Source organism: Chitinophaga sp. CF418 (assembly GCF_900142925.1).
GTDB lineage: Bacteria > Bacteroidota > Bacteroidia > Chitinophagales > Chitinophagaceae > Chitinophaga.
The window spans coordinates 93,930-115,019 of sequence record NZ_FRCN01000011.1; the positions used below are offsets into that span (position 1 = coordinate 93,930).

15 protein-coding genes are annotated in these 21,090 nt (G+C 46.2%); 5 read left to right on the top strand and 10 right to left on the bottom strand.

The features are described from left to right. Position 1: 1 nt before the first annotated feature. The 3 genes from F3I09_RS23070 to F3I09_RS23080 all read right to left on the bottom strand — a co-directional run bounded on the left by F3I09_RS23070 (position 2) and on the right by F3I09_RS23080 (position 3,348). Positions 2-400, bottom strand: coding sequence for a cupin domain-containing protein (locus F3I09_RS23070; protein WP_149697417.1), 399 nt, complete (start codon positions 398-400; stop codon positions 2-4). Between the two features lie 145 nt (positions 401-545). Then, the gene (locus F3I09_RS23075; protein ID WP_149697418.1) at positions 546-1,406 is read right to left on the bottom strand and encodes a DUF1835 domain-containing protein; all 861 of its coding nucleotides are present in this window, start codon (positions 1,404-1,406) and stop codon (positions 546-548) included. A 37-nt stretch (positions 1,407-1,443) separates the two neighbouring features. Then, on the bottom strand, positions 1,444-3,348 hold the full coding sequence (locus F3I09_RS23080) for a DNA topoisomerase IV subunit B (protein WP_149697419.1): 1,905 nt from the start codon (positions 3,346-3,348) through the stop codon (positions 1,444-1,446). Between the two features lie 418 nt (positions 3,349-3,766). On the opposite strand from F3I09_RS23080, the gene F3I09_RS34165 reads away from it, so the two are divergent. Continuing rightward, positions 3,767-3,922, top strand: a complete 156-nt coding sequence (locus F3I09_RS34165; RefSeq protein WP_188133926.1) for a hypothetical protein — start codon at positions 3,767-3,769, stop codon at positions 3,920-3,922. A 315-nt stretch (positions 3,923-4,237) separates the two neighbouring features. Here the strand turns inward: F3I09_RS34165 and F3I09_RS23085 are convergent, their stop codons facing one another. Continuing rightward, on the bottom strand, positions 4,238-4,870 hold the full coding sequence (locus F3I09_RS23085) for a response regulator transcription factor (protein ID WP_223233347.1): 633 nt from the start codon (positions 4,868-4,870) through the stop codon (positions 4,238-4,240). Positions 4,871-4,975: 105 nt separating this feature from the next. Further along, the gene (locus F3I09_RS23090) at positions 4,976-8,038 is read right to left on the bottom strand and encodes a triple tyrosine motif-containing protein (protein WP_188133927.1); all 3,063 of its coding nucleotides are present in this window, start codon (positions 8,036-8,038) and stop codon (positions 4,976-4,978) included. Between the two features lie 365 nt (positions 8,039-8,403). Here F3I09_RS23090 and F3I09_RS23095 point away from each other — a divergent pair, with 365 nt between their 5' ends. The 4 genes from F3I09_RS23095 to F3I09_RS23110 all read left to right on the top strand — a co-directional run bounded on the left by F3I09_RS23095 (position 8,404) and on the right by F3I09_RS23110 (position 13,758). Next, the gene (locus F3I09_RS23095) at positions 8,404-9,309 is read left to right on the top strand and encodes a YCF48-related protein (RefSeq protein ID WP_149697421.1); all 906 of its coding nucleotides are present in this window, start codon (positions 8,404-8,406) and stop codon (positions 9,307-9,309) included. 306 nt (positions 9,310-9,615) lie between these two features. Beyond that, complete coding sequence (locus F3I09_RS23100) at positions 9,616-12,009, top strand: glycoside hydrolase family 31 protein (protein WP_149697422.1); 2,394 nt, start codon at positions 9,616-9,618, stop codon at positions 12,007-12,009. Between the two features lie 571 nt (positions 12,010-12,580). Further along, complete coding sequence (locus F3I09_RS23105; RefSeq protein ID WP_223233348.1) at positions 12,581-12,967, top strand: KGG domain-containing protein; 387 nt, start codon at positions 12,581-12,583, stop codon at positions 12,965-12,967. Positions 12,968-13,089: 122 nt separating this feature from the next. Next, positions 13,090-13,758 (top strand): phosphatase PAP2 family protein, encoded by a 669-nt coding sequence (locus F3I09_RS23110; protein WP_149697423.1) that lies wholly within the window; start codon positions 13,090-13,092, stop codon positions 13,756-13,758. Between the two features lie 141 nt (positions 13,759-13,899). Here the strand turns inward: F3I09_RS23110 and F3I09_RS23115 are convergent, their stop codons facing one another. The 5 genes from F3I09_RS23115 to rimO form a co-directional block, all read right to left on the bottom strand. Then, positions 13,900-14,502 (bottom strand): toxin-antitoxin system YwqK family antitoxin, encoded by a 603-nt coding sequence (locus F3I09_RS23115; protein ID WP_149697424.1) that lies wholly within the window; start codon positions 14,500-14,502, stop codon positions 13,900-13,902. 99 nt (positions 14,503-14,601) lie between these two features. Continuing rightward, entirely contained in the window at positions 14,602-15,501 is a 900-nt protein-coding gene (locus tag F3I09_RS23120) for a DUF4382 domain-containing protein (protein WP_149697425.1), read from the bottom strand. Positions 15,502-15,659: 158 nt separating this feature from the next. Further along, positions 15,660-17,600, bottom strand: coding sequence for a 1,4-alpha-glucan branching protein GlgB (gene glgB, locus F3I09_RS23125; protein WP_149697426.1), 1,941 nt, complete (start codon positions 17,598-17,600; stop codon positions 15,660-15,662). A 212-nt stretch (positions 17,601-17,812) separates the two neighbouring features. Continuing rightward, complete coding sequence (locus F3I09_RS23130; RefSeq protein ID WP_149697427.1) at positions 17,813-19,543, bottom strand: DEAD/DEAH box helicase; 1,731 nt, start codon at positions 19,541-19,543, stop codon at positions 17,813-17,815. Positions 19,544-19,662: 119 nt separating this feature from the next. Beyond that, positions 19,663-20,970 (bottom strand): 30S ribosomal protein S12 methylthiotransferase RimO, encoded by a 1,308-nt coding sequence (gene rimO / locus F3I09_RS23135; RefSeq protein ID WP_149697428.1) that lies wholly within the window; start codon positions 20,968-20,970, stop codon positions 19,663-19,665. Between the last annotated feature and the right edge of the window lie 120 nt (positions 20,971-21,090).

Here is a 21,090-nt window from a genome sequence, read left to right on the forward strand (position 1 = left end):
CTTATTTATTGATCATCTTTTCAAATTCATCTCTCCAGATGCGTATGGAATCTTTCCGTACATCAGCCATGGAGTTCAGTTCTATAAAGCAGCAGTCTGTCACAGCTATCAGCTGATGCCATATATTGACTGGCACCTCTATCCTCGCGGGCGCTTCCATCTCCACCCGCTCGATCTTGCTTCCACCCAGCGGACACCAGTCCATTGCTGCTTTACCACTTACCAGGTACAGGACTTCCGGATTCTTATAATCCGCCTTCCCCTCATGATAATGTTGTCCGCTGCTGCTGCCGGCTTTCCGGTAACACAGAATGAAATCGCCGCTACGGTCTGTATTCCATTCATAGTTGCTGCCTCTTTCATCTTCTCCCACCAGCTGTACAGGCGTTACTTTTACCATGTGTTTATCTATTAACTGTAATTACTTTTCCTGCTTATAACACCGGTAGTAATTTCATTCAGAAATCTTTCGTTTATTACTGCTCTACTTACGCTGTCGGCAGTAGTTTCGCTTCAATATCCGTTGACCGTTTACTACCTTCCGCTTATTCTGCCGGTGGCAGTTTCACTTCAAAATCCCTGATCGTTTTCAGCTCTCCCTTACTTTCCAGTTTGCCCTGTTTGATCAGCTCTTTCAGCCTCCATCCCAGGAACTGGTCCATGACGGGATACTTCAGTTTACCGGTCACCAATCCCACCACTTTCGATGCTTTCTGAAACTCTGCAGTGCTCTGCTGCACCAGCTCCTTATCATAGAAAACAGCAGGTTCTCCCTTGATCTTTTTACCACCTTCCAGTAAACGAATACCAGCATTCTCGTTCATCATCCTGCTCCATTCATCTCCATCTATTTCAAATTCCGCCAGAGAAACAGGCCTCGCCAGTTTCTTTGCTTTCAGGAATTCTTTTGCCAGGATCTGATGCAGGTGAGTAGGATAAAATACACCTCCCTTTTCGTTCAGGAATGGAAGGTTATTGAGATAGATGATGTGAATACGTCCTGCAAAGTCGTACAACTGACTTACCAGCCAGTAATAACCGCATACGTCCCTTGAATTCTGTCCCGCCCATACATATACCTGCTGTTCCGGTTCAGATTTCAACAGGGCTTTGAGCTGCCGGAATTTCTCCTGGTCGCCGGCTTCCTCTTCCAACACAGCCACAGCCGGCGCGGTCTGAGCTTCAGGGGCGCCTTCTGCAACAGGTTGCGGCTGTATGCCAGCCAGCTGCATCCACCATTGTTTGCGGGCAGCCTGGCCATCTTTTGTGTCGAGGATAAAAAGAGGACCTATTGAGAGGTCGTCTTCAAAATAAAGTATGTCTCCTTTCAGCTGCTCATCCAGCTCGAATGCACCGGTCAGTGCTGTGGCCGATGATTCACCGAAAACGATATGTAACAGTGCCATTGATCTTTTAAAATAATGCTGATTTAATTACCTGCTTTTATTCCGCTACCGGTTCATCTATCAGGTCCTTTTCATAACGCAGGTTGCTGATAATGAACTCCTGTCTTGACTGTGTATTCTTACCCATATAATATTCCAACAGCTTCTGGATATGCGTGTCTGTCGACAGGATCACCGGTTCCACCTTCATATCTTCATTGATGAAGGCGCCAAACTCTTGTGGGGAGATCTCACCCAGCCCCTTAAAGCGGGTGATCTCAGGCTTGCCACCCAGTTTCCTGATGGCTTTCTGCCTTTCCTCATCACTGTAACAATAGAAAGTCTGTTGCTTGTTACGCACGCGGAACAAGGGTGTTTCCAGGATGTACAGGTGACCGTTCTTTACCAGGTCAGGGAAGAACTGCAGGAAGAAGGTGAGCAGTAACAGACGGATGTGCATACCGTCCACGTCAGCATCAGTGGCTATCACTATTCTGTTATAACGCAGGCCTTCCAGTCCTTCTTCTATATTCAATGCGTGTTGCAGCAGGTTGAACTCTTCGTTTTCGTATACGATCTTTTTAGTCAGACCGAAACAGTTCAGGGGTTTACCTCTCAGACTGAATACCGCCTGGGTTTCCACGTTACGGGATTTGGTAATGGAACCACTCGCAGAGTCACCTTCCGTAATAAAGATGGTAGTATTCAAACGTTTGGTTTCCAGGTCATTTTTATCCTTACCACTCACCTCTTCGTTCAGGTGGATGCGGCAGTCGCGCAACTTACGGTTATGCAGGTTCGCTTTTTTGGCCCTTTCATTCGCCAGCTTTTTGATACCGGCCAGCTCCTTACGCTCACGCTCACTCTGCTCAATACGTTTCTTCAGCGATTCCGCTGTGGAAGGATTCCTGTGCAGGAAATCGTCCAGGTGTTTGGACAGGAAGTCCAGTACAAACGCCTTCATGGACGGACCATTCTCAAATACGGTGAGTGACCCCAGCTTGGTTTTGGTCTGGGATTCAAATACCGGCTCCTGCACCCTTACTGAAACAGCAGCACAGATGGAAGCACGGATATCCGTAGCGTCATAGTCTTTTTTATAGAAATCGCGGATGGTCTTTACAAATGCTTCACGGAAGGCTGCCAGGTGCGTACCGCCCTGAGTGGTGTGCTGACCATTCACAAAAGAATAGTACTCTTCACCATATTGATTCTCATGGGTGATAGCCACTTCGATATCTTCCGCTTTCAGGTGAATGATCGGGTAACGCAGCTCATCCTCATTGGTTTTACGCTGCAGCAGGTCCAGCAAACCATTTTTGGAGACGTATTTTGTGCCGTTGAAGTTGACAGTCAGTCCGGCGTTCAGGAAACAATAATTCCAGATCTGGTTCTCCAGGAACTCGGGGATATATCTGTAGTTACGGAAAACAGTATCATCCGGGGTAAAGGTCACCAGCGTACCGTTCGGTTCCTTGGTCGCCGTTTCCTTGTGTTCTTTAGTCAGCACCCCACGCTCAAATTCCGCTACTTTGGAACGGCCCTCACGGATAGATTCCACCTTGAAATAGGTAGACAGTGCATTCACCGCCTTAGTACCCACACCGTTCAATCCTACAGATTTCTGGAAGGCTTTACTATCGTACTTGGCACCTGTGTTGATCTTGCTCACCACATCCACTACTTTCCCCAGCGGAATACCACGACCATAGTCACGGATGGTGACATTGTGCTCTGTAACCTTGATGTCGATCTGCTTGCCGAACCCCATGGTGTGCTCGTCAACACAGTTATCAGCCACCTCCTTTAACAGAATGTAGATACCATCGTCCATGCTGGAACCATCTCCTAATTTGCCAATGTACATGCCCGGACGAAGGCGGATATGCTCACGCCAGTCGAGTGACCGTATCGAATCTTCGGTATAGGAGCTCAAGAGATCTTTCTTATCCGTAGTAGCCATAATTATATAGAAATTCCAATTTACTTTGTTAAATGCCGGTTTCTATGCACCATTTATGCCAGGTTCCTCAATATCAGTCCGATGGGGCATTGCTCCGGAAAGGCAAATTTACTAAAACTTTTAGCAAAAGCCGGTTGCTGGCAAAAATAAAGGTTTCAGCGTATCATCCCAAGTATTAGTTATACACTATGCTTAAATAAATGAATAACAGTTATTTGAGGGCAGCACCAAAAAGTATCTTTACTCCTGGCAGGACTTTCCGGTTTTACGACGATAAAACAAATATAATTTCTTCAAATATTGTATAAAAGGGCTTAAAAATTTATTCACAAAAGTGATTCAGAAATGACAATTTATATAACTAAATAATTTATATTTACAAAGTCGTCTTTTTGAAAATAAACCTCCGTCCTAAACTATGAAAGCTACATTCTTTATCACACTGTTAGCAGTGCTGACCATTGCACTCATCGTTACTTACCTGGTAAATAAGGAGCAACGCTCTATGAGCCGCCTAAGCAACAGATTCATCAGATTGCTGGAAAGATTCAATTCCTGGCAGATGATGAGATAACATTATTTCATTATTAATAAGACATTTCCTATGAAAGCCGGTCTCTTATTTAAGTTGGCCTGTTTACTGATTGCCTCCATGGCCCTTGCCGTACATTTTATGCGTAAAGCGCTGGGGAAACTCGGGACAAGCAATGAACAGAAGTAAACCACTCATTATCCAGTAAAATTATAAAGGGCGCAAAGACAATCTTTGCGCCCTTTTCTATTCAACAAGTTTTAAGCAGTCGATTAAGGATCAAATTGAGCTCCTGGGAGGAAGGGCGTGTAGCTCAGCCGTCACAGGCAGGTTACGTGTTTGCCCGGGAACAAAAGATTACCTGTTGTAATATTTGTTCACGGCGTCAGTCCGGCTTCTCACATGCAGTTTCTCATAGATATTGTGTACGTGCCTGCGTACAGTTTCAATGCTGATAAACAGATTGCTGGCGATCTCCTTGTACAGGAATCCTTTCGATAACTGATCCAGGATCTCTTTCTCCCTGGATGTCAATGCTTCCAGCGCCGGATTAGGTTTTGCCTGCTTCTGGAAATAGGCCACCACCCTGCGCGCTATCTGTGAGCTCATGGGAGAACCGCCTTCATGCAGATCGCGGATGGCGCCCAGCAACTCACTTGGCGGCGTCTTTTTCAGAATATATCCGCTGGCGCCCGCTTCCAGTGCCTGGAATATTTTATCGTCGTCCTCGTATACAGTCAACATCATGAAATGCATATCCGGGTATTCCCCCTTTAAACGGGCTATACACTCGATCCCATTCATACCGCCGGGAAGATTAAAGTCCATCAACACCACATTCGGCAACAAATTCGGGATCTGCTCCACCGCAGTCTCCGCATTGTTGAACGCCCCAATACAAGCATACCCATCCGAGCCATTAATCAGTAATTCCATGGCTGTACGGATATCATGGTTGTCTTCTACAATCGCCACAGAAATAATATCCATGTTATCCTGAGATTTCTTTTTCGAGTATACAGTCATTTATAATCAGTTGTTATGTTTAGAGAGAGGTCAACGTAATACCACATTTATGTTATTTACAAATCTAGACTAAATTAATGGGATATCTAACAAAACTATCGTACCGTGATGCGATGTGATATCAGCATGTCCCCCTACCGCCTGCATTCTCTTCTGAATGTTCTTCAGGCCATTTCCAAACAACCGCACTTTCTCCTGATCAAAGCCTTTGCCATTGTCTTTTATCATAATCGTCATATTCTTATGCATCTCTATTTGTATTACTACCTCAGAGGCCTGTGCATGTTTTACCACATTATGTAAGGATTCTTTTACTGCCAGGTATATATTACGCCTGGTCCCGCCACTTAGTTTAATATTGGGGATAGATTCCGGGATATAAAACTGATGGGTTATATGGGCATGTTCCAGGAAGTCGGCTGCAAAACTACGCATATATGCAATCAGGTTTTCCAGGGAATCATTCGATGAATTCATCGCCCAGATGATTTCGCTCATTTTATCCACCAGCTCTCCCGCCGCTTCCGATATACGCTCCAGCTCTTTCGTCTGCGAAGTATCCGTTATTTTCCGCTTGGCAATTTCACTTAAAAGGCGGATCGTAGACAGCCCCGACCCGAGATCGTCATGCATATCGCTGGAAATCCTCGCCCGCTCCTGATCTACCGCCTGCTCTTTCTCCAGCTTCAACTTCTCGTGGCGGATCTTATAGTCAAGATATAATGTTGAAAAATAATAAGCTACTCCCAATAGTAGTAACAACAACAGGAACCTGAACCACAGTGATTGCCAGAATGGTATCCGTATCGTTATTTCCAGTGTGGTAGGCGTTGAGTTCCAGATATCATCGTTATTGGACGCACGCACATTGAACGTATAGGTACCCGGCCGCAGGTTCGTATAACGGGCCATCCGGAAGGCGCCAGCCTGTACCCAGTCCTCGTCCGCGCCATCCAGTTTGTACTGTACCTTGTTCTTCAGCGGATTAGTATATTCCAGCGGCACAAATTCAATGGCAATAGTATTATGGTTATAAGGCAGTTCTATCCTGCGAAGCAGCGACAGCGCCGTATCCGATTCATACGGTTTGTCCAGCACTTCCATCCGCATGATCACAACTTTCGGCTTCGACGGATTGTTCCTGAAGTCTTTAGGATAAAAACCGTTAGAACCCCGTATCCCGCCAAAGAAAAGTTCGCCGTCCACCGACTTGAAAAAAGCGCCGGTATTGAACTCATTGGATTGCAATCCATCTTCGTAATTGTAGGTCGTTATCTCATCATTGGCAGGATTGATCTGCGACAGTCCCTTGTTATGACTTACCCATATCCTGTCCTTCTCATCCAGCAGCACACCATACAGATAATCATTGATCAGCGCCGGATAATCATAGCTATTGTAATGCTTTTTACGCAGGTTGTCATCGTCCAGTATGAACAGCCCTTTGGAGGTAGCCAGCAACAGCTCTTTGCTCGCTCTTTTGGTGATGGATTTTACGATGGTACCCGGCGGCAGCGTAATAAGATCCCAGCGTGCACTGCCCACTTTTTTTACATAGGCGGCCACCTTCGTACCGACATACTTATTTCCAAGATAGTCTTCGTAATAGGTAGTCAGAATCTCATCGGGAAATTCATGTACGATCGCCACTTTGTATCCTCCCCGTTCTCCCCGGACCATCTGCAGCAGATAACTGCCATAGTTGAAATACACCTCTCCACTTGTACGTTTAAAGACAAAAGGATAAATATCTTCCTGTGGTGGTAAACCGGTGACTTTCATGTACTTTGTCAGGTCTTCAAACCTGCGGGTATGCACATTGAAAAGACCGATATGCATATCCGAAAAATGGAACCACAGGTGTTCAAAATCCTCTCTACAGATTGCATTCAGATTCTTAGCCGGAAAGATGCTCTTTCCCTCATCACCGGGAATACGTTCCATGAACTTCCCTCCTTTCTCATAAATATCCAGTCCGTCGTTCAGCAGGCCCACATAGAGCTTGCCGTCATCGTGCTTATACACAGCTCTCACCATATTGTGCGTAATGGCAGGAGAGCGGTACAGGTTAAAGACTTTTTTATTGGGAGAATATTTCTTGATGCCATCGCCATCCGTACCCACCCACATATTGTCCGCAGCATCCCGGTACAGGTAGGTTACAACGTTCCAGGAACGCGTTTCGGAACCGTTGAAGGAAACAATGCGGTTCACGATCTCATTACGCTTTACATTGTAAATCATAACGCCGTCAGTACCACCTATCCAGATATTGCCGTTATGGTCCAGCTCAAGGCATAAAGGAACGAAATTCGCGTCTTTAGGATCGCGTTGATCGAAAGACAGATCGCTGTACTTATTCAGTTTTTTATTAAAAATGACCAGATGACCTTTGCTGGCAATAATCAGGGTATCCTTGTTCAGATTGCGGAGTACGATGTGGGAAGTAATACCGGGCAGACAGTAGGTGGTCAGTCGCATATTCTGCGTATTCATGGCCAGCAGCTCACCCGCTTCGAAATTCATCCAGATGGTGTTGCCGTCTTTATATACGGCGCTGGCTGCTATACCCCGCTGTAACATGGGTTTAGGGTACAGTATCACCTTCTTCTTGGCGTAGGTGGAATCGTCGAGTACATAAAGCCCTTTTGCCGGCCGCCATACCCACAAATTATGATGTACGGAATCTTCCCCCAGTATCCTGAATTTAATGCCGCTGTCGCGCTCGCCGTTATTCTCGTAGGTAGTATCTTCCAGCATGCTTTCGAAGGAGTTCTTATACTCATCGTACAGACTGATACCATAGTTATGCGTCAGTATCAGCTGATGCCGCCGGTTACGGTACAGGGAGTAGCCCTTATACCCTTTCAGGGCAAAGCGGTTAATCAATGCACGTCCCCCGTTGTTGTTCCGGACCACCAGGTTTCCTTTTCCCTGACCGGCACGTTCCTGTAGACTAGGATTGAACCTGTATTCATTGAACCCATATCCGTCGAATCGGTTGATGCCATCATGCGTAGCAATCCACATAAATCCCTGATTATCTTCCAGGATATCATATACCGAGTTCTGGGATAAACCTTCATTTACGCCGTAAGAATCGAAAATGTAGGGCTTATCCTGTGCGCTCAACACAGATACGGATAAGGTACATAGGAAAAAAAATAATAAGGTCCTCGTCATCTGCGCCCGCGATTGCAATGCTTTTAAGTAATAGAGGTTATTAAAATACTGAGTCCACTATAACGCAGTGCTTGCAAATATATAAATCTACCGCACACTTTCTAATGATTTTGTATTTTTCTTCCCGCAATACAATCCCATTAAAAACACAAAAAAACATGCCCGGAAAAACTTCAGCAGCTACAGTCAAGGTTTCACAGTATAAAACACTCATTTTCACTCTGTTTTTGCCATTGCTTTTTTTACATGCAACGGCTCAGTCCGGGTACAGCATCCATCAACAGGATCCCCCTCCCATTAAAAGCATCCGGGGAATGAGCGTGCTCAATAACGGTGTTATCTGGATTTCGGGTACGGAAGGCAAAGTAGGCCGTTCTACCGATTATGGCGCTCACTGGGACTGGATCACGGTACCAGGCTATGATACCTGCGACTGGCGCTCGCTCGTAGCTTTCAGTGATAAGCGGGCGCTGCTGCTAAATGCAGGAGAACCAGCCCATTTGCTGCTCACCACCGATGGAGGCGCTACCTGGAAGGAAGTGTATTCCAATCATACAAAAGGCGTTTTCTTTGACGGCATGGCCTTCCGTAACGCAAAGGAAGGTATTGCCATCGGCGACCCCATCAACGGCAGGTTTACCATCATCCGTACAAAAGACAGTGGTAATACCTGGCAGGCAGATCCTTTTGAGGCCTCACCTCTTGCAAAAGAAGGTGAAGCTATCTTTGCTGCCAGCGGTACCAGCGTACGCATCATGCCCGGCGGACAAGCCTGCTTTATCACAGGTGGCACGAACAGCCGTTTCATCAGTGGATGGGAAAAGTGGTCACCCGTGGAATGGAGCTTCATACATGGTAGTTCCGGCACAGGTGCATTCTCCGTTGCTTTTGCAGATAAACAACATGGTGTTGCTGTGGGCGGCGATTACACAAAAGACACTGTTACTACCGGCAACTGTCTTGTCACAAAAGACGGCGGCCGTAGCTGGCAGCCAGTTGTTACGCCTCCGGCTGGTTATCGTTCCTGCGTACAATATATTGGCCATGATACATTCGTTGCAACAGGCACATCCGGCACAGATATTTCTGAAGATGGCGGTCTCAACTGGTATAAGATCAGTAAGGAAGGATATCATGTGGCAGGTATGGCTCCTGCGGGCAAACGTGTATGGCTGGCTGGCAGCAAAAAGCTTGCAAGTTTCGGCAGGTTTAAATTATAAATTTCCTCCACATAAAAGGGGTGCTGCTAAAGCACCCCCGGAGAAAAATAGGTTAAAGCAAAAAGTACATTATTGATTCTCAAGATAAGGTATACACGAATATGTTACATTGGTATTTTAGCGAATGTGTTAATTTTACCAGTAAACGATTAGTAAACAGCATCCATCGCAAAACAATGTGATAACAATATTTTTATCTAATTTGGGTGCTGACAGGGAATGGGAATCAAGGTGTTCAACGGTACTACAACTGTTACAAGCGGTATTATTACCGGAACGTTGATTCGGGAAACTTAAAAGCCAATTATGCAAGTAACAACCTCATCGGGTAAATATTCGGCCAAACATTATCCGGATATAATTAAAGAGTGGAAAAAAGAAGGGAACTACTTCTATTTTTATACATCAGAAACCATACTGGAAGTCAGAATCATTTCAGATAAGATCGTTCGCTTCCGCTACGCAGCAGACGGCAACTTTCAAAGGGACTTCTCCTATGCTGTCAGCGACCGGCTTGAAGAATCTCCGGTGAATTTCGGATTGCACGAATTCGAAGAGAATTTCGAAATATATACCGAAGCCTTACGCATTTATATCTCCAGGGATGATATGCGCCTTACTATCACTGATACCGAAGGCGTCATCATCAACCAGGACGAACTTGGCTTCCATTGGCAGTACTATCTGCAGAAAGGCGGCAAGATCGTATACTGCTCCAAACAGATCCAGGAAGACGAATACTTCTTCGGAATGGGTGATAAACCCACCGATCTGAACCTTCACGGCAAACGCCTGGAGAACTATGGAACAGACGCATATGGTTTCCAGAAAGACACTGATCCTTTATACCGTAACATTCCTTTCTACTATGGTCTGCATCGTGGAAAAGCATATGGTATCTTCTTCGATAATACCTTCCGTACCATCTTCGATTTCGGTAAAGAAAGAGAAAATGTGACCAGCTTCTGGGCAAGGGGCGGTGAAATGAATTATTACTTCATTTACGGGCCTGAATTGATGAAAGTGGCTGAAGGATATGCCAGTATCACCGGCACGGCGGAATTGCCGCCTTTATGGGCGCTGGGCTATCAGCAATGCCGCTGGAGCTACTACCCCGATAAAAGAGTAAAGGAAATAGCGACTGAGTTCCGTAAACGCCAGATCCCCTGTGATGTGATCCACCTGGATATTGATTACATGGAAGGATTCCGCTGTTTTACCTGGAGCAAGGAAGGATTCCCTGATCCCGTAGGACTGATTAAGGAACTGTCAGCACAGGGTTTCAAAGTGGTAGTAATCATAGACCCGGGTATCAAAGTAGATCCCGATTACAACATCTATAAACAGGGTATACAAAACAATTACTTCTGTAAAAGACAGGATGGTGCACTCATGGAAGGTGATGTATGGCCCGGCAAATGTGTGTTCCCCGATTATACCAATCCTGAAGTACGTAAATGGTGGGCTGGACTCTTCAAAGAACTGGTGGACGCAGGTGTCAGAGGTGTGTGGAATGATATGAACGAACCGGCAGTATTTGAAATGGGTACTTTCCCTGAAGACGTGCGTCACGATTACGACGGGGAAGCCGTGAGTCACCGTAAGGCGCACAATGTGTACGGACACCTGATGAGTAAAGCGACCGCGGCCGGTATGCGGAAATACCTCATGCCTAACAGGCCCTTCGTGATATCCCGCTCCTGCTATGCAGGTGCACAACGGTGGACCTCCTTCTGGACAGGCGATAACGTATCCAGCTGGGATCACCTGTGGCTGGCCTCTATTCAATGCCAGCGTCTCTCCGTATCAGGTATCTCCTTTGCGGGAAGTGATATCGGTGGTTTTATCGGTGAACCGGATGGAGAACTTTATGTACGCTGGATACAATTAGCTGTATTCCATCCGCTGATGCGTACCCACTCGGCCAGTAATGAAACCGGCTTTAACCAGGAACCCTGGAGCTTCGGAACAGAATATGAAACAGTAGCCAGGAAATTCATTCAGCTGCGTTATCACCTGCTGCCTTATCTCTACACTACTTTCTGGCAATACAGCCGCTGGGGCACACCTATGGTCCGCCCGCTGGCATTCGTCGCCCAGCACGATAAACAGACCTATGATCGCTCACATGAATTTATGCTGGGAGATTCCCTGCTGATCAGTCATGTGTCTCAACGGGGTATGAAAGAGAAGGAAATATACCTGCCGGAAGGACAATGGTACTATTACTGGAATGACCAGGTATATAACGGTGGACAGATTATCAAAATAGCCACACCGCTGGATGAGATGCCGCTCTTCGTAAAGGCGGGGACCGTAATCCCGAACTATCAGAAGATCCAGCACGTAGATGAACGCAACACAGAAGAGATGATCTTACAGGCGTATTATTCTACTGAGGAAACAAGCAGCTCCCTGTATGAAGATGCAGGCGATCATTATGGATATAAAAACGGGCAGTATAACGATATCCGGTTCAAACAGACTTCGGAAAAACATCGTTTCGCACTACGTAAAAAATATTTCGGTCAGTATAACGCCGCGTACAGAAGACATAACATAAACGTACATGGCTTACCGTTCAAAGCAAAGGAATACATTGTGGATGGACAGGCTATAAAGCTTACTGCTGCTAACTTTGTGGGGAATGTGTTAAATATTGTCGTAGACAGGAAATTTGAAAATATCGTTATCAGGTAGTATACTGCTTCGATCAGCTTCTCAATTATAAATCCCAAATTCTGCAGAGAATTTGGGATTTGTAGTTTTAAACCCTACATAAAAAAAAAGGGCACATTAGATTGAGATCTTAGTGCCTTTTCATAACCTATGCCAACTTTAGAGTTATCCAAAATTAACATGTTATAACTGATACACAAAGCATACGAACGTCGTAAAGCCAAAATGAACAAAATGAACGGAGTAAAATTCGCTGAACGGATGAGTTTTGTTAATATTAGGTTACAAAATGATTCCCAAATGATTAACAATATCATTTATTAACAACTCATTCACTTTCTTCATGAGTTAATTAGTGTCATGCCACCCGATTTGTTACTTTCATTAGTGTCGTACTCATGCTACAGTTTGTTAATACTACTCCACGATCATCATTTTTTTTGTGAGAATTTCAACCGGCCAAAGCTGTTATACAATGGGTTATACTATAAATCTGGCATACGCGGCATAATAGTTGTGCCTACTCTCACGATTCAATTCTATTTCCTCCGTTAAATGGAACCCATTTTTTAACCTTTCAAAATTCATTCTTATGGCTGCAGAACAAAGCAATCAATTCACACAAGAACAGGAAAAACTGGAAAGGGATCAGATGCGCGAAGCAAGGGACTCAGGAGCACATGCAGAGAACAAACAATCAACTACATCCGACGAAAAGAGTACTACAAACCGCAAAGATAAACGTGGTTTCGCATCCATGGATGCAGCGATGCAACGCGCTATAGCCAGTAAAGGCGGTCGCGCAGCTCATGCTCAGGGTGTTGCTCACGAATTTAACTCTGCTGAAGCCCGGGAGGCCGGACGTAAAGGTGGAGTAGCTGTCAGCAGAAACAGGCAGCACATGGCCGAAATCGGTAAAAAAGGTGGTGAAGCTGCTCACAACAAGAGGAAGAAGGATAATTCCAATTCGTCGGTGTAAACGCTACTCCCCATTTCAATTTCTCTTTCCTTAAAAAGGAATGCCTGGCATGTATTTCATATATACCAGGCGTTCCTTTTTTTTATATTTGTTGAATATTTTAATCGTTAAAACAAGCATCCTTGCAAAAACTAACTGCCAACTCCCGACAGCTTTATCCTTTTCTAATTCCCTATCTCATCCTCCTTATCCTGGTACTTGTCTTCAAAATATTATACTCCAAGGAGGACATTTATTTCTTCATCAACGGACTTCATTTCCCCGCGGGAGATGTTTTCTTTCCTTACATGACTGAATTCGGCAGCACCGTAACCGCTGTAGTGGCCTGCCTGCTCCTGCTTTTCGTCAGTTACCGCAGCAGTGTGCTTATGGCCTCCAGTCTCATACTGACTACGCTGATCAATGTGCCGCTAAAGAACCTGTTCTTTGCACCAAGGCCCAGGCTCTATTTTGCCGGAAGCGCACATCCAATCTACTACGTGCCCGATATGGAAGTACTTTCCAACAATTTCAGCTTCCCCTCCGGGCATACTGTATGTGCCTTTACAATGGCCATCGTGCTGACATACATTACTCCCCGGAAAACCTTCGGATATCTTTACCTCCTGCTGGCCCTCCTCGTGGCTTATTCCCGTATGTATATGAGCCAGCACTTCCTGGAAGATGTTACCGCAGGTTCTGCTCTTGCCACGGTGGTTACCATCATTTGGCTCTCCTGGTTCGATAGCAGGCCATTTCTTAATGATTCACGCTGGAATGGATCCCTGAGCAGGAAAAGGAATGCCGCGTAATATATACTACAAATAAAAGCTCCCTGGCCGACGACCAGGGAGCCTGAAGATTTTCTTTAATGAGACCATGTAACAGTTCTGTGTAACAGTTGGGCCCCGCCTTGATGGGGATTTATCCCTATAAAGTTCCTCCGGAAAGACTTATGACTTGCCTTTCTTCTTCTGATGTGGCAAAGATGCCGGTGGTGGTGGCGGTGCTGGTTTCGTAGTTGCAGGTTTTGCGGGCTCTTTCCCGAATTCTTCTTCTGTGATCGGCTCTCCTCTTCTGTAATATTCTTTCGTCATTTTACCTTCCTCATCATATATTTTCCACATCCCATTCCGCTGAGAACTGCCATCCCGCTTTACTTCCTCAAACCGCTCTTCTCCCGTAACAGGGTCTACGATCCTGTAATTGTCTATTTCCCCGTTAATACCCATTGCCACAAAAGATCCTTCGGCACTTACCAGGCCATTGGAATAAAAATAACGGCAGTAACCATTCAGCTGGCCATGTTTGTAGGTTTCTTCTGCAATCAGGCCGCCGGATAAAGCGTACTTCTTCCATACACCCTCCTTCAGGTTATCGACATAAGCCCCTTCCCAGCTATAGCCCGGCTCTCCGCGCACTTCAGGCATCTCCTCCTGCCATTCGCCCTGTTTGCGTTGCTGCGCATCGACCTTGTTCGGCTTGACCTGCGGCATCTGGGCAAAAGCCGCCAGCATCATGAACTGTAGAAATAAAAAGACACTCACTTTTCTCATAGGAATAATTTCGGCAAAAGTACTCATAAAAAAAAACCGGCACAACAAACGTTGCGCCGGTACTCAATAAGTCGTCTTTTTGCTTTAACCTCTTTTTTCCTATTTGCTCAATTTAATGTCGTCTACCTTCGTATTATCACCCCTCTTCACGGTAATACCCGTGATAGTAGTGTCCTTGTAACCATTCGAAGCATTTACAAACAGATTGTATGTACCTGCTTTCAGTCCTCTTACCTTATACTGTCCATCTTTCCAGGGTAATGCATAGGAAGTATCCTGGTCGTTGTACACAGTGATCACAGGGAAAGCATTCCATGGAGTAACCTTTCCGGAGATGCTGCCTGTCTGTTTCAAAGTGAACACATGGAGCACAGGACGCAGAATGAACTGTCCCTGACGGGTCTGGACGATAGAACGGTCAATGTCAAAGTCGAGCCAGAGGCGGAAATTCTTGTCAGAGAATTGCTCCCACTCGTCCTGACGCACCTGGATAATGATTTTTACCTGGCCGGAAGGTGATTTCAGCGGATAAGTAGTGCTGTCCTTCACCAGGTAGTTGTTGTCACCCAGGGTGATCCTGATCTTTTTCACCTTACCTTCAGGTACAATACCGTCGCCCAACAGCGTATCAGCGCCATTGCGCAGGGATAATACATCGTACACGCCGGCACGGATGCCAAGGGAATCCCACACATCGCAGTGATCCTTGTCATCGTGGTGGTCTTCCCACCAGCCGCAACGCTCGTAGTCGTTATCCCAACGGTCGTCGTCGTTGTCCGCATCAGTAGTACAGGTATCTACCAGTACTTCCACTTTGCGGATGTCCAGGAATACATTGTCAAAGTAACCCGGATCGTCAGCGAAATAAACACTTAATCTTTGTTGCCCTTCGCCAGGTGACATGGACGCGGAATTGTCCTTCTGGCAGGCATGGAAGGCAAAAGCCAACAATACTAATGTGGCTAATCCCCATCCGGTAGTTCGGAGATAGGTCTTCATAAAAAAAGAATGGTTTTGGTTAATAATACGCCCGCGTCAGATGGATTGCTTCCCTGAGTAAAGGCTGTATTTTAGATGGCAAAAATAAACAAAAGTTTAACAGAGAAGAAAAAACTATTATATGTCCACAAGCTCATCCTTATCAACCACTTACATTCTTATCGTATTACTCTTTTTAAAATAACCGCGCCCAGTGGGGGTATGCGCAGGCGCAGCACGTGGCTTTTACCGTTAAATGGTTCCTGTTGTGCCGTCAGGATGCCGGTATTGACTACGCCGCTGCCAAAGAAACGGCTGTCATCACTGTTGAGGATCTCCCGCCATTCACCGCCGCCTTCCAGTCCCAGCGCATAATGCTCCCGGGCTACCGGCGTCATATTCAGGATGATCAGTATATCATCTTCCGGGTTGTGACCCTTGCGCAGGTAAGACAGTACACTGATCTCATAATCGGATAAATTCACCCATTCAAAGCTATAATAGTCAAACTGCTTGATGTAAAGCGCAGGCTCTGATCTATACAGGTGATTCAGTTGCTTCACGAACTCCAGTAGTCCCTGGTGGGATTCATGCACCAGCAGGTGCCAGTCAAGTTCTGAACGGAAGTTCCACTCGCTTGTCTGTCCGAATTCATCTCCCATGAACAGCAATTTCGTTCCGGGATGCGTGAACATATAACTGTACATCAGGCGCAGGTTGGCAAACTTCTGCCAGTCATCTCCAGGCATTTTGTAGAGCATAGGCGATTTGCCATGCACTACCTCATCATGACTCAGCGGCAACATGAAGTTTTCCGTAAACGCATAGGCAATACTGAAACTCAGCTGGTCCTGGTGCCATTTACGGTGATAGGGATCACGTTTGAAATAAGCCAACGTATCATTCATCCAACCCATCATCCATTTCATTCCAAAACCCAGTCCTCCCATAAAAACGGGTTTGGACACCCCGTAGAATGAAGTCGACTCTTCTGCAATGGTCTGTACGTCCGGGAACAAACGATAGATCGTTTCATTCATATTTTTCAGGAAAGAGATCGCCTCCAGGTTCTCTTCTCCCCCATGTATATTCGGCTCCCAGGCCCCCGTATCCCGGGAATAGTTCAGATGGATCATAGAGGCCACCGCATCCACACGTAAGCCATCTACATGGAATTTATCCAGCCAGAAAACAGCATTACTCAGCAGGAATGAACGCACTTCATTACGCGCATAGTTGAAAATATAACTGTTCCAGTCGGGATGATACCCCTTACGCATATCTGCATACTCATACACATGCGAGCCGTCAAACCTGTACAGGCCATGCGCATCATACGGGAAATGGGATGGCACCCAGTCCAGTATCACGCCGATACCTGCATGGTGAAAGGCATCCACAAAAGCCATAAAATCCTGCGGAGAACCATATCTTGATGTAGGCGCATAATACCCCGTACCCTGGTAGCCCCAGGAGCCATCAAAAGGATGCTCCATCACCGGCATCAGCTCCACATGAGTAAAGCCCATTTCCTTTACATAGGGCACCAGCTTTTCAGCGATCTCGCCATAAGTGTAGAATACCTCATGATTATGTTTATCAGGACGACGCCAGGAACCCAGGTGTACCTCATATACGGTGAACGGACTTTCCAGGCTGTTGTGCACCTTACGGCTTTCCATCCAGCGCTTATCCTTCCACTTGTAATCCAGGTTCCAGGTTACGGAAGCCGTTCTCGGACGTACTTCCCAGTAGTTGGCGTATGGGTCTCCCTTCCTGAGCTCCTCTCCTGAATTGGAGCGGATAAAATATTTATAGAGGGCGCCTTTCTTTGCGTGCGGTACAAACCCTTCCCATATACCGGACTTGTCCCATCTGGGGTACAAAGTGTGACTATAATGGTCCCAATCGTTGAAGTCGCCGATCACTGATATGAAGGCGGCATTAGGCGCCCACACCGCAAAATAGGTACCCTTCACCCCTTCATATTCCACTGCATGTGCACCGAATTTCTCATATAAATGCGCATGTTTTCCTTCCTGGAACAGCTCAACATCCCGGGCGGAGAACAAGGAAAACGGCACTACTGCCTGAAGTTTCGGCTTTTTTTCTGTTGTCATAATTACGGTGCACTAAGGGTAACAATATAAACTAATTTTTCACATTTTGGCCCGCATGCTCTACTGAAAAAAGCAAGTTTCAGACCATTTACAACTGCGGTAACACCAAAAGAAAAGTCCACAGACAGTAGCCAGACATTCGAATGACTCCCATCTATGGACTGAATATTATGAAGCCGGCCGGGGGCTGTTGTCCACCAACCGCTCAGCTATTAATATTTCTTTTTAAAACCGCCGGGACGGCCAGCTCCGCTTCCGCTGCCGCTACCTTCCCAACGTCTGCCGCTACCGCCTTCACGTGGAGGACGGCCGCCACCGGAACGGCGTTTATCGCCATCCTGCGACATTTCAATACGCACGCTGCGACCATTGTATTCGGCTTTCTTGAATACCTGCTGGAATTTCTCCACCACGTCGTTCTCTACTTCGAAGAAGGAATAAACACCCTTCAGGTCGATGCGGCCGATCTTGTTGCCACGCACGCCACTGGTATCGCACAGGTAGCGTAACATGTCGCCACGGGTAAAGTCGTCTACAGAACCCAGGTTAATGAACAGGCGGGTAAATTTACCACCGCTGCTTCTGCGCTCAACACCATCCACTGATCTTCTTTCTTCCTTCACATTCAGGTCTGGTGCATCCTGGTAGTATTCCAGGAACTGGTTGAACTCCAGGGAAGCAAAACGTTTGATGATCTCTTCCTTGCTCATGGATGCAAACTCTTCGAATATGCGTTCCAGGTAAGGTTCTATCTGCTCTTCGTTTACTGTTACGTTGTGTACTTTATGTACCAGGCCAAACAGCTGTTTTTCACATACTGCGAAACCATCCGGTACTTCTACTTTGGTAAACTTCTTACCGATCACTCTTTCAATCTGGCGGATCTTTCCGATATCGCGACCGCTGATGATAGCGATGGATACACCGGATTTACCTGCACGTGCCGTACGGCCGGAGCGGTGAGTATAGTTCTCAACGTCGTCAGGCAGTTCGTAGTTGATAACGTGTGTTACGTTGTCAACGTCAATACCACGGGCAGCAACATCTGTAGCCACCAGTACCTGCAATGATTTCTCACGGAAACGTTTCATTACCTTATCACGCTGTTGCTGTGTAAGGTCGCCATGCAGTGCATCTGCATTATAACCGTCACGGATAAGTGATTCTGCAATTTCCTGTGATTCTATCTTGGTACGGGTAAAGATGATACCGAAGATCTCAGGGTTGAAATCCACGATACGTTTCAGCGCCGCGTATTTATCGCGCGGGCGTACCACGTAATATTCGTGCTCGATATTAACGTTACCACTGTTCTTGTTACCTACAGTCAGTTCAAAAGGATCTGACATGTATTTCTGCGCAATACGGCGAACCTCCTGCGGCATGGTAGCGGAGAACAACCAGGTGGTCTTCTCGTCAGGTGTATTGGATAATATATTGTTGATGTCTTCCTGGAAACCCATGTTCAGCATTTCATCTGCTTCGTCCAGTACAACATAACGCACATTGGTAAAGTTTACAGCTTTTCTTTCGATAATATCGAGCAGACGGCCCGGAGTAGCTACTACGATGTGCACTCCTCTTTTCAGATCGCGCAACTGCTGCACGATGCTGGAACCACCATACACGGCTACGATGCTCACATCACCCAGGTGCTTGCTGAAGTTCTTCAGGTCATTGGTGATCTGTAAACATAATTCACGTGTCGGACACAAGATCAATCCCTGTGGATGACGTTGTTTAATATCTATCTGCTGTAGCAGCGGCAGGCCAAATGCTGCCGTCTTACCTGTGCCCGTCTGGGCCAAACCTACAAAGTCCCTGTCACCCCCTAATAACACAGGAATAGCTTTTTCCTGTATTGGCGTAGGTGCGATAAATCCCAGGTCCTGGATTCCTTTTAAAATCGGCTCTTGTAAGCCTAATGTTTCAAATGTAGTCATTGATTTGCTTTGATCAGGCTCCGTCGGGAGCCTTGGTATACTATCTCAGCCCTTATGAACTGATTAATTTTTATAAAGTAATATATGGTCCGGTCAACACAATGGACACTACTGGCTTTTTATACCAGTTCACCTTCCAGGTCATAATCATATGCCTTGGTGATCCTTACATTGACAAACTCGCCGGGTTTCAGACGTTTGCTGGTGTTAATGATCACTTCATTATCCACTTCAACAGAGTCGAACTCTGTACGTGCCAGGTAACGGCCTGATTCTTTTTTGTCTACGATCACACGGAAAACCTTGCCAACTTTTTCCTGGTTCTTCTCCAGGGAAATTTCCTGCTGTACTTCCATGATATCCTGTGCCCTGCGTTCTTTCTCTTCTGCAGGGATATTGTCTTCCAGCTCGTAAGCGCTGGTGCCTTCTTCATGACTGTACGTAAATACGCCAACCCTGTCAAAGCGCATCTTTTCGAGGAAAGCTTTCAGTTCTTCCACGTCTTCCAGCGTTTCTCCGGGATAACCGGTGATCAGCGTGGTACGCAGACAAATACCAGGTACCTTTTCACGGATAGCAGTAACAAGTTCCTCCATTTCCACGCGGGTGATCTGGCGTTTCATGGATTTCAGCATATTATCAGCCGCATGTTGCAACGGCATGTCAATATAGTTACAAATATTGGGGAATTCATTCATTACGTCCAGCACTTCCATCGGAAATTTGTGCGGGTAAGCGTAATGCAGGCGGATCCACTCCAGCCCCTTTATATTTGCCAAAGCCCTTAAGAGGTCGGCCAGCCGGCGCTGTTTATACAGGTCCAGGCCATAATAGGTCAGTTCCTGCGCGATCAGCATGATTTCCTTCACACCTGAATTCACCAGTTTCTCCGCTTCCGCTACCAGTTGCTCTATAGGCCGGGATACGTGCCCTCCCCTCATCAGCGGGATAGCGCAGAATGAACAGGTACGGTTACAGCCTTCAGCTATTTTCAGGTAAGCATAGTGCGTGGGAGTGGCCAGCAAACGTTCGCCGATCAGCTCCGCTTTATAGTCAGCATCGAATTTCTTGAGGATCAGTGGCAGCTCCATGGTACCGAACCAGGCGTCTACACCAGGTATCTCCGATTCCAGGTCACCGCGGTAACGCTCACTCAGACAACCGGTAACATATACCTTTTCCAGGCGTCCGCGGTTCTTTAATTCAACCTGTTCCAGTATCGTGTTGATGGATTCTTCCTTGGCCTTATCGATAAAACCACAGGTGTTTACAACAACTATATTATGGTCTTTCTTGATGTTTTCATGCACCACATCAATGTCGTTGGCCAATAACTGACCGCTGAGCACTTCAGAATCAACCATGTTCTTGGAACAGCCAAGCGTAATAATATTAACCTTATCTTTCTTTAAAGTTTTTGTCTTCAAGCGCGAATATTTTAATCTGGCAAACCGGCCTGACACCTGTTTGCTTACCGCCACGAAGACATCCAGACACGAACCGAAGAGAACAGCGAGACTTACTGTTAAGTGACTATGAGCCTTAGT